Annotated in this window: 6 protein-coding genes and 1 pseudogene; 6 read left to right on the top strand and 1 reads right to left on the bottom strand. The window is 38.7% G+C overall.

Annotation, left to right across the window (positions count from 1 at the left end):
• Position 1: 1 nt before the first annotated feature.
• The 4 genes from ACOVO2_RS16125 (at position 2) to ACOVO2_RS16110 (ending at position 4642) form a co-directional block, all read left to right on the top strand.
• The gene (locus tag ACOVO2_RS16125; protein WP_421770967.1) at positions 2-475 is read left to right on the top strand and encodes a gamma carbonic anhydrase family protein; all 474 of its coding nucleotides are present in this window, start codon (positions 2-4) and stop codon (positions 473-475) included.
• A 243-nt stretch (positions 476-718) separates the two neighbouring features.
• Positions 719-2041 (top strand): vanadium-dependent haloperoxidase, encoded by a 1323-nt coding sequence (locus ACOVO2_RS16120; RefSeq protein WP_421770966.1) that lies wholly within the window; start codon positions 719-721, stop codon positions 2039-2041.
• 31 nt (positions 2042-2072) lie between these two features.
• Positions 2073-3590, top strand: a complete 1518-nt coding sequence (locus ACOVO2_RS16115) for a vanadium-dependent haloperoxidase (protein WP_421770965.1) — start codon at positions 2073-2075, stop codon at positions 3588-3590.
• Positions 3591-3877: 287 nt separating this feature from the next.
• Complete coding sequence (locus tag ACOVO2_RS16110; RefSeq protein WP_421770964.1) at positions 3878-4642, top strand: alpha/beta fold hydrolase; 765 nt, start codon at positions 3878-3880, stop codon at positions 4640-4642.
• Between the two features lie 102 nt (positions 4643-4744).
• Here ACOVO2_RS16110 and crtD read toward each other — a convergent pair whose 3' ends face one another.
• Positions 4745-6241, bottom strand: coding sequence for a 1-hydroxycarotenoid 3,4-desaturase CrtD (gene crtD, locus ACOVO2_RS16105; protein ID WP_421770963.1), 1497 nt, complete (start codon positions 6239-6241; stop codon positions 4745-4747).
• 1603 nt (positions 6242-7844) lie between these two features.
• On the opposite strand from crtD, the gene ACOVO2_RS16100 reads away from it, so the two are divergent.
• Both ACOVO2_RS16100 and ACOVO2_RS16095 read left to right on the top strand, forming a co-directional pair.
• Positions 7845-10454: a hypothetical protein gene (locus ACOVO2_RS16100; protein WP_421770962.1), complete on the top strand. Its 2610-nt coding sequence runs from the start codon at positions 7845-7847 to the stop codon at positions 10452-10454.
• A 34-nt stretch (positions 10455-10488) separates the two neighbouring features.
• Positions 10489-11683, top strand: a pseudogene (locus ACOVO2_RS16095) (hypothetical protein); the annotation flags it as partial.

Raw genomic sequence — 11683 nt, 5'->3', positions numbered from 1 at the left:
TATTGCACAAAATGCCACCGTGGTTGGCAAAGTATCGCTCGGCGAAGATTCATCAGTTTGGTATTCGGCCGTAATTCGTGCCGATGTTGAAGAAATCATTATCGGGAAACGCACCAATATTCAAGATGGGGCAATTCTGCACGCCGATTTTGGCGAACCAACTATTATTGGCGATGATGTAACAGTTGGTCACGGAGCAATCGTTCATGGTGCGATTGTAGGCGATGGTACGCTCATTGGTATGCGTTCTACGATTCTGAACCGAGCAAAAATTGGTAAACATTGCATCATCGGAGCGTGTGCTTTAGTAACCGAAGGTATGGAGATACCTGATTATTCGATGGTTTTGGGAGTACCCGCAAAGGTTGTAAAACAATTGCCTGCCGAGTATGCCGAAAAGCTATTGATGAGTGCTGCTCACTACGTAGAAATGGCCAAAAGGCATCAAGCAGGTGAGTTTAAATCTATTGATTAGGTAATTTTTTATTCATTTCTTGAGCTTAACATACACTTTACTTAATTTATTAAACGGTGTAGGATTGACTAAAGGCCTTATAGACAGCAAGTTATGAGGCTTTTTTTATTGCATTGCCTTTTTATCTTTGGCAAGATAATTGCTTTACTGATTAATATAATTGAGGAATCGACAATATTAATGGTTATAATTATGAATAAATGTTCTATACATTTCTTCGAAAAGAGACTTTGCACTTCAATAATGGCATTTATGTTTGTAGCTCTTTCGGGCATACTCTTTACTTCCTGTAAAGAAAAGAGTACCGAAGAGCCAACGCCAATCAGTATTTCAAAAGCAACCAGCGAGTTCAATTCGGATATTGCTACTCGATGGACCGACCTACAATTGCAGCTTATCAAATCAACACCAGGCTATGCACCGCCAGTAGCTGCCCGTACGTTGGGTTATACAAGTCTTGCCTTATACGAAAGTGTGGTTTATGGAATGCCAAAATATCAATCATTGGTCGGAGAATTAAATGGCTTAACATCATTGCCTAAGCCTGATCTAACGAAAGAATATAATTGGGGCCTAGCTGCTAATGCTGCTCTTAGTACTTTAATCACTGAAATGTATTCGACTACAAATGATGCCAACAAACGAGCCATTGATTCGTTACGCAGAAATATCGAGAATGCGATTCGAGTAGGTGTTACTAATCAAGAAATAATAAATCGATCAAATACATTTGGGTCGGAAATTGGTAAAGCTATTTGGGAATATTCAAAAACTGATGGTGGGCATCAAGGTTGGAATAGTAATTTCCCAACAGATTATAAAGTGCCGGTAGGCATTGGATTTTGGGAGCCTACGAGTCCTAGCCAGAAAATACCTTTATTGCCATATTGGGGCAAAAATCGAACGTTTTCGTCGTCGAATATGACTACAAACCCTGCGGCTCCTGTAGCTTTTTCGTTTAAAGAAAATTCAGAAATGTTTAAGCAAGCTAAAGAGGTTTATGACCTTGGAAGAGCACTCACCGCCGAACAAAAAGCGATTGCAAATTTTTGGGCCGATGGGGCAAATACCATTACACCTCCAGGCCATCATTTCAATATTGCCAATATCATCTTGAAAAAAGAGAAGGTAAAACTTGATAAGGTAGCTGAAGTGTATGCTAAAGTTGGAATGGCCGTAAACGATGCTTTTGTGGCTTGTTGGAGAGGTAAATATACTTATAATTTGATGCGTCCAGTAACTTACATCCGTCAGGCTATTAGTCCAAGTTGGTCGCCTTTGCTCACAACGCCGCCATTTCCTGAGTATGCATCGGGTCATTCATCAGGGTCGGGGGCAGCAGCCGAAACCCTTACATCAATTTTCGGTGCTAATTATGCTTTTACTGATAATACTCATACAGGCAAATTCCCAGATAGAAGTTTCAAATCGTTCTATGAGTATGCCAATGAGGCCACAATTTCACGTCTATACGGCGGAATTCATTATCGACAAGGCAACGAAAATGGCCAAAAGAATGGCAAGGATATTGCAAAGAATATTTTGAAACTGAAATTTACGAAATAGTCCACCGTCAACAGTCGGTAGCCCACAGAAAATGCTTTTTCTATCGACTATTGACCATCAACCGTGGACTTACAAAGATTTTATACACGATGATTTCTTAATTTATTTTTGTTTAAGCTCTGCCGCTACCTCGATGGTACTCCCAAAAAGTGCCATCGTTGGTAACGGCTATTTAATCAAATCTTTTATTTTTGTAAATCAATTTGTAAATTTGATGATGCTTATTCAACAAAACATATCAAACAAGTTAAGAAAAGTAGCCATATTGGCTCTTGGCTTTGTGATATTTTTGATTGAAGTAGCTTTCTCGCAAAAACCCGTCAAAGAATACTCAAATGAAGTAGCTGTGGCATGGTTTAATCTTCAACTAAGATTGATTCCAACAACCCCTGGTTTTTCTCCACCAGTTGCCTCCAGGGCATTAGGTTATTCTGGTCTTACACTTTATGAATCGTTGGTCAACGGAATGCCCGAATATCAATCGTTGGTGGGTGTTTTGAATGAGTTTAAGACAACTCCAAAAATTGAAGCTGGAAGAAACTACCACTGGGTTCTGGCCGCCAATGCCGCCCAAGCTGCCATCATCAAAAGCCTTTATGCCAATACTTCAAAAATCAATTTGGCGAAAATTGATTCTTTGAAGAGTGCCCTTGAAAGGAAATTTCAGTATGAAGTTGATACAGAGACTGCGATACGCTCCATGAAATATGGCGAAGCTGTAGCCAAAGCTATATTTGATTATTCGAAAAGTGATGGCGGACACGAAGGCTACGAGAAGAATTTTCCGAAAGATTATAAGCCAGCTAGTGGTGCTTGCGTATGGACACCTACAGGTGAACAGCAAATTCCGCTACAACCTAATTGGGGGAAGAATCGGCCATTTGTAAAAGGAAATACTGATTTTGAATTACCCGCTCCACCACGCTGTGAGGCCAGTATTTCATCACTAATGTACGCCCAAGCACTCGAAGTTTACAGTGTCGGAAAAAACTTATCAGCCGAGCAAACAACGATTGCACAATATTGGTCAGACGATGCAGGAAAAACTTTCACACCGCCAGGCCATGCAGTTTCGATAGCTTCGCAAATTATTGCCTCTGAAAAGCTAAAACTAGATCGCACTGCTGAAGTTTTTTGTAAAGTGGGAATTGCCGCTGCCGATGCATTTATTTCGTGCTGGAAATGTAAGTTTATGCACAACGTGCTTCGTCCAGTTTCGTATATTCGAACAACCATCGACCGCACTTGGCAGCCAATTCTAGAAACTCCACCTTTTCCCGAATATACTTCTGGGCACGCCTCTGTGTCAGGTGCAACCGCCCAGGTATTATCTGATTTATTTGGTTTCAATTATCGTTTTACTGACAACTCTCACGCGGCCAGAGGCTTCAAACCTCGTTCGTTCGACTCGTTCTTTGAATTTGCCGAAGAAGCAGCTAATTCTCGCCTTTATGGTGGTATTCACTACCGAAATTCTAATGAGCAAGGCCTAAAAAATGGCAAACGTATTGGTAAGAATGTTTGTGAGTTGAAGTTTAAAAGGGGATAAAGAATTAGAACCATTTGTATAATTTTCTAACGAACCAGAAAACCTCAAATTCTACAGTTTTTCCTTCAACATGCCATAGATTAGTAATTGAAGGCTTTTTGGGTTGTTCACCGTAAATAAACTTCGATGCTTTTAGCATGACACTGGGGTGTTAAAGGATATGTTTGTTGTAATACATACTTATTAATTTAGAAGAAATTAGGCAAGGATTGTAAATAATTCATCATTCTACATTTTACATTCTACATTCGTTTATACCTTTGTGCTTCAAATCATTCATTGCAAGCATGAAGCTTTTTTTTAGAAAAACAGGCGAAGGACAGCCGATATTGATTCTACATGGTGTTTTTGGCTCGTCAGATAATTGGTTTTCGATTAGTAAAATGATAGCTGAAAAAGGCTATGCCGTATATGCTATTGATGCTCGAAATCACGGACAATCGCCTCGTAGTGAGGAGTTTAGTTATGAACTAATGGCTGATGATTTAAATGAGTTTATCGAAGATAGTCAGCTCGAAAAACCAATAATCATTGGGCATTCGATGGGTGGGAAAACCGTCATGCACTTTGCCATGAAATACCCCGATAAATATTCAAAATTGATTGTGGTTGATATTGCCCCCAAGTTTTATCCATCGCATCACGGACATATCATTCAAGGCTTAAATTCGATTGATTTATCAACGCTCACAAATCGTAATGAAGCTGATGTTCAGCTATCAAAATACGTAACCAATGCTGGTGAAAAGCAATTTCTACTCAAAAACCTTTATCGCACGGAAGATGGGAAATTTGATTGGCGAATCAATCTGCCAGTTTTGAGTAGAGAGATTTATCAAATTGGAGGTGACTTTACTGATGCTAAAGAAGTAGCTGCACCAACATTATTTTTGCGAGGAAGTGAATCTGGCTATATTTATGATGAAGATATTCCTGTTATTCGAGATATTTTTCCGAATGCTATTGTCCAGACCATCGAAGGAGCAGGGCATTGGGTACAAGCCGAAAAACCAGCCGAGTTTGTAGCGGCAGTAATAGATTTTGTGAAATAAAATCCATTACTGCTTTGTTAAGTAGGCTTACTAACATTCTGTAGACTTGTCGACCATTGACTGTGGACTATTTACTATGGTCTGCGGACTAAAAACTGTGGACTAATCAATCATATCCGCCACAATTTTGGCCGATGAAAGTGCCAGCGGAATCCCACCGCCTGGATGAACGCTACCACCCACAAAGTACAGGTTTTTAATGTCAGATGAGAAATTTGCATGACGCAGAAATGCCGCAAATTTATTGTTGGAACTATTGCCGTATAAAGCCCCTTGAGCCGAAGAAGTACGCATTTCTATGCTTCGAGGGTCAAGAATAGACTCGTTTTCTATCAAATCACCAACATTTACACCCAAATTTCGACTCAATTTATCAATCACATTTTGTCGTGCTTCGGCAATTATTTTATCCCAATCTTGACCTTCGTTGGCGGGAGCATTGAGCAAAATAAACCAATTTTCACAACCTTCGGGAGCATCATCTTTTTTGTATTTCGAGGTAATATTTAGATAGATTGTTGGGTCTTTATAAATCGTTTTTTTCTGAAATTGATGCTCAAATTCGGTCTTATAATCATTCGAGAAAAAGATATTGTGTAAGCCCAGTTCCTTAAATTCTTTCTTGATTCCCCAATAAAAAATCAGACCAGAACCACTCTTTGCTTGGTTTAAAATTTTATCTGGATGCTTGGCTTTTGGGAGTAGTTTTCTATAAGTTGGCGTAACGTCCATATTGGAAACGACAGCCCCGAAGCGTCGGTCGCCCCAAGCCCCGATGGTGGAGTTTTTCGCTTGTTCCAAATAAATAGAAAACGTTTTAGCTCCCCCATCGGGGGTTGGGGGGCTGATCTCTTCAACCTTCGCACCAAAATGAAATTTTACACCTAAATCCTTAGCCAAATTGACCAAACTTTGTGTGATGCCAAACATGCCATCTTTCGGAAAAAATGCCCCGACGTTGTATTCTAAATGTGGAATAATATTGAGCGTAGCAGGAGTCTGATAGGGGTCAGAGCCATTATAGGTAGCATACCGATTGAATAATTGAACGGTTTTTGGTTGTTTGAAAAAACTTTCGTTTGCCTTATTCATCGTACCAAAAATGCCCAATTTGGGTAAATTCAGATAACCTCTGAATGCCTTTTTAGAGGTCCAAGTCGAGAATTTATGCAGCGAATCTTCGAGAAACAGTCCGCTCAGAATTTCATATTTAAAAGCGGCTTCTTTCAAGAACTTTGTGATATTTTCTGCTGGTTCGCCCAGTTTATTTTCTGCATCTTTAGCAAACTCATTGATGTTGGCCGAAACGTTGAGTCTTGTGCCATCATCCCAAAAATACCGACAAACCTCAGGAAGTTTAGTGTACTGAAAGTAATCAGCAGGATTTCGACCTGAAAGTTCAAATAATTCGGTAACAAACTGTGGCATGGTGAAAAGTGAGGGCCCAGCATCGAAGCGATAATCGCCTTGCTGAAATTCACTCAATTTTCCACCTGGGTAAGAATTCGCCTCAAAAACTTCTACCTTATGACCTTTATTAGCCAACCGAATGGCCGTGGCAATTCCGCCAATACCTGCACCAATTATTGCTACTTTCATTATTGATATAATTATCTTATCAAGGTTCTCAAGAAAAACTTTTTTGGATGTTTTATAGAACCTATATCTTCACAAGTTTTCTTATTTTACATTTACAAATATCGTGAGTCTTCAATTAATAGTTGTTTGTTTCAGTTTTCGAAGTTACAATATTTATTAGAGTTTTACTTTTCAATAATCTAACATATGCGGTACAGAAATGTTTAGACATACCACTATTTTAAATATAGATTTTTCCATGGCCCTTTGTGGTTTGTAGATAAGTGCCTTTGTGCTTTTGTATATTCTTGCTAATAGAATGATATTAAAGAACGATCTATTTTGCATCAGTAATTCACCCAAAGTGGGGCAGTTTTTTTTTACTTGTTCGGACGCCTCGTATATGAGGTAAGGTGACAGGCTTTTTTATCAAAAAAATGAAATCGGGTATAAATTAATTGATCATACAGTAACCGTAAAAATTAAACTTATAGTATTTTTTGTGCTGAGTGTCGGTCGCCACGGACTTGCCTAGAGTTTAAGAAAATACAGAGTTTCATAGAGTGTAACTCCGTGTCGTACTTCGTGTAGCTCTGTGGTAAAATATTGTCAATTAAATTGTTCTTAATACTTACCTCAATTAAGCTAGGTTTAGTTGAGGAATTGTTTTTAGATGTGTATATGAAAACAATTGTACATTCATAAAATATTTGTATTAATCTTAAAAAAGAAATATATGGTACAACTTTTGTTAAGACAGGAAAATTGTTAGAAAATAGCGAAAATAGAGCTATCTCAAGAATGGTACAATTATTGTTAAACGGTACCATATAAATTATTAATCGGTATCTAATGCAAAATTTATATGATAATTTTCAAATAAAAAAGCATTTTTAGCGGACAAATATTTATTAATCTGATAAGGAATCGGTGCTATTTTTCATTTATTTCTTGTTTTCTGTGACTTTCACATCTATAATCTATCATAACTTAAAAGAATGATACATTCCTACAGTTTAACAAATATAAATCAAAAGTATTTTATTTATACTATTTCAAGATATTGAATAGGTTTTAGTAGTGGTAATTAGTATGTTCTGTTAATGTATTATCATGAAATTTTACTTAAGGACGTTGGGAAAAGGATGTGATTATTTAACATTATTGAAAGGTATTCAATTAGTTAAATTGGAATAAGATGATTTCTAGGTACTTGATAGTCAACATTTGAGCCCAAGAGGAGAGATGAAAAAATACAACTTATTTTATATCTAAAAATATTATCGAGAAATAAAATATTAGGTTAATAAACATCGATCAGACGATGTTAAAATTTAGATAAGACATTAGTTCAACCGTCAATATTTATTCTTGAAAAAGTATAATTTTTTAAAAAAAATAGATTCGGTTTATAATGTAGCAGGTGCTATTAAATTAGCATTTGAATCATAAGGGTTTTGTTTTTTTAAAGACTAATCTTTAAATCTAATTCAACAATTCGCGAACCATAGGGCTGCTCAAGTTTGTTATTTGGCACATTATTTGAGGCTTTATGAAACAATAATAGTGAATTTATCATACGTTACAATTATGTTTCTCAGTTAAGGAATAAATAAAAATGAAAATGGAAAAATCGTTACTTCCTCAAAAATGCCTAAATACATCTGTATGCAAATATGTACGTATTTTTTTGGGTATATTATTTGTAATGTTAATCAATTTCGCTGACCTAAAAGCCCAGTGTACTACTACAAACATGACAACCGCAGTTGGGGCAAGTGTTTCTGGGAGCGGTACAGGTGGTCTTTGTGCTTTTTGTAGTGTGAGTAATACTGCCAACGTTACGAATACCAATACTACGGATTTCGCTACAGTTAGTATACCAGTTGGAGTAGGTGGATTCGGTTTTATTTCTGTAAAGCTTCCCCAAACATACCCAGCAGGTACTCGTGTAGGCTGGGTAGCCGATGTAAACGGTGGCATAGCTGGATTATTTAATGGAGTTACTTTAATAGCTAAATTAAATGGTACAGTTGTAGCAACTCAGTCAGGCGGTAGCTTAATTAATGTTTTGGGTATTGGCGGAGGAACTAATATTAACGCTGTTTTCTGTTCGGCTTTTGATGAGGTCGAAATTCGATTAGGTTCACTCGCAGGCTTACTAGCTTCTTATCGAGTATTTTATGCTTATGTAAATGACGGATGTTCATTTCCTGTGCAGTGTGCTTTGGCAACTGCAAGTCCAGAAATTTGTGGAGACGGTATAGATAATGATGGTGATGGATTAATTGATAATGAGGATTCGTGTCTTGCATGTAATGCCGGAGGAATAGCACCTGTTTTATCAGCTACAACAAAGTCGAACACTTGTCCAACTTCAACTGTAGACCTAACGACAATCACAGCAAGCAACACCCCAGCAAACACTGTACTTGAGTGGCATTCTGCCACACCCGCTACGGCAGCAAATAAAGTGGCTGTTCCAAGTGCTGTTGTAGCTGGTACTTATTATGCTGTATTCTATGATGCTGTCAATAATTGTTACAGTAATAATTTTGGTACAGTAGGTGCAACTGCAGTTACAGCAACTGTTATATCTTGTACTGATAATGATGGAGATGGTATAACTAATGACAATGACATTGATGATGATAATGATGGTGTGCCAGATGTGACAGAAGGAAGATGTGTGACGCCTTCTCCTACAACAACTTGGACAGTTTCGGGAACGCAGGCTTCTGGTTCTGCAGGTAGTGTGGGGGTTACTTTTAACTCTGTTGCTTCTATTGGAACAAATACAAATATCACCTATGTTCCTAATGGTGCTTTCAATACTACCAATTTTTGGTTTAATCCAAGCCTTGCTGGAGCTACATCTTTAGAATATACACATACTTGGGATACAGCACCTGAAACTTCAACTACACCGGCCTCTGGTGATGCGGGTACAAGACAGCTTACAATCACTTTTGCTAGCCCAATTACTAGATTATTATTGAATATAGACCGTTTAGGAGGAAGTGGTCAAGCAGGTACTGGTAACTTCTTTTCAAACTCAGCCGAATTTACGCTAACCACTTCAGGTATGGCAATGAATAAATTATCGGGAAATACACAATTGATAGTTACTACTGATAAGTTTTTTAGAGAACCAAACATAGATTTAGGGGCTACTAATCCAGGAGCAAATGCAAATAACACTACTGGAACAGCAGCAGGTACTGTAGAGTTGAAAAAAGCTGATGGATCTACATTTACTTCTTTAACATTTAATATTACAGGTGTTGGAGTGGAAGGAGCAGGAAGCGATGGAATAGAAATGATCTTGGAGGCTTGTCAAGACTTGGATACCGATAGTGATGGTATTGCCAACTACTTAGATTTAGATTCAGATAATGATGGTTGCTCTGATGCATTTGAAGCTAGTGCAACAACAAACACTACATCAAATTTTGTTTTCAGCGGAGCGGTTGGTACCAATGGCTTAGTTAATAGCCTTGAAACGGTGGCAGATAACGGTGTAATTAATTATACATCAACTTATTCAACAAGAGCAATCAATAGTAGTATAGCTGTTTGCTGTAATGCTGGAACTACAGCCCCTGCATTAAGTTCTACAACTATTTCTAATGCTTGTCCTGCTTCAACAATTAATCTGACTACAATAACTGTGAGCAATACACCAGCTGGGGCTGTATTAGAGTGGCACAGTGCTCTACCTGCAACAGCAGCAAATAAAGTTAATAATCTTACTACTGCTCCTGCTGGTACTTATTATGCAGTATTTTATGATGCAGTCGGAAATTGTTACAGTGATAAAAATGGAGCATCTGGGGCAACTACGGTCATAGCTACTGTAAATGGATGCCCGGCAATCGGAACAATTGATTGCTCTAAAACACAGATTTATACAGCTCCTGTATTTGGGCAACCAAGTCAAAATACTTTGGTGGTTTCTGTAAATATAACTTCTACAGGTTGTTTATCACCAATTACAATAAGTGGTTCAGGAATGACCCTCGCAAATGGAATTACACAAGTATGTACAGGCACAGTTGGAATTCAAAACTTCTCAATTCCTGTAAATTATGATGGTTCTACTTTAAGTACAGTAAACTTTACCATAGGAGGAGCTGGCTCATGTAGTGCTAACTTAGCCCAGCCACCAAAGAAAGCAATTTCAGAAGTTTGGACTCTTGACTGTGTCCCTACTGTTGCACCTAGTTTGAAGTAAAATCATTACTCAATATAAATTATTTCTGATGAAAATGAAATATAATATCAAAAATTGGGTAACGAGTTTGGTGCTTGTTGTTTGTAGTATGGTAGCATACTCACAAACCCCACCCACGGATCTTACTACTCATCAGCCAACAACTAATCCCATAGGGGCTACGTTTGAATGGCATACAGGTGCATTACCAACTTCACCATTGGTCACTAATCCAACGGCTGTTAGCCCAGGATTGTACTACGGCTTTTATAACTATGGAAATAGTTGTTATAGCCAACCAGCACCACTCAGAGTAATAACAAATACCTGTCCAGTTACTACTGTAGACCTAAGTACTGCGGTTGAAACTACAGGAACTCCCGTAGGTAGTACTATAACATATCATAGTGCGTTACCAGTTTCGGCATCTAACCAATTAACACCAACACAAATTAGTGCTGCTAGTGCAGGAACTTACTATGTTGCGTATTTTGATGCGGCAACAAGTTGTTATTCAGAAGCAAGTCCAATAGTTGTTGTTGGGACGCCATGTGCTGATACTGATAATGATGGAATTGTTGATCTAACAGACTTAGATGATGACAACGATGGTATACTAGATACGGTAGAAGATGCTCAGTTAAGTGCGGACACCGACGGGGATGGCATACCAAATAGATTAGACTTAGACTCAGACAACGACGGCATCAATGATGTGGTAGAGTCAGGAGGTACAGACGCCAACGGCGATGGTCGAGCAGACGGAACTCCAGGATTGACAGGTATTCCATCGAGTGCAGGCACAGGCGACACCTTAGTTGGTGATGACCAAGATGGCGACACCCGACCAAACCCGTACGATTTGGATAGTGATAACGACGGTATCAACGATTTGATTGAAAGCGGAAATCCATTATTGGTAGACGCCGACGGTAATGGCGTGGTAGACGGAACCGACACCGACGGAGATGGAATCTTAGGCGGAGCCGATGGCAGCCCAACAGTCAAAGGCGACAGTGGCGACCCAGCCCCAGTGAACACTGATGGCACCGGTGGACCGAACTACTTAGACCTAGACAGTGATGGAGATGGTCTGACGGACTTGGCTGAAAGTGGAATTGCTAACCCAGGCACATTAGATGTCAACGGTGATGGCAGAATAGATAGCGGCATAGATCCAGACGGTGACGGAATTGTGAGTGTAGTGGATGGCTTACCGACGACCTTTGGTGATGTTAACAGTCCATTAT

Source organism: Emticicia sp. (assembly GCF_049241225.1).
Classification (GTDB): Bacteria; Bacteroidota; Bacteroidia; order Cytophagales; family Spirosomataceae; genus Emticicia.
Note: the sequence above shows the minus strand (reverse complement) of the source record. Positions and strands in the feature narration are given on the sequence as shown.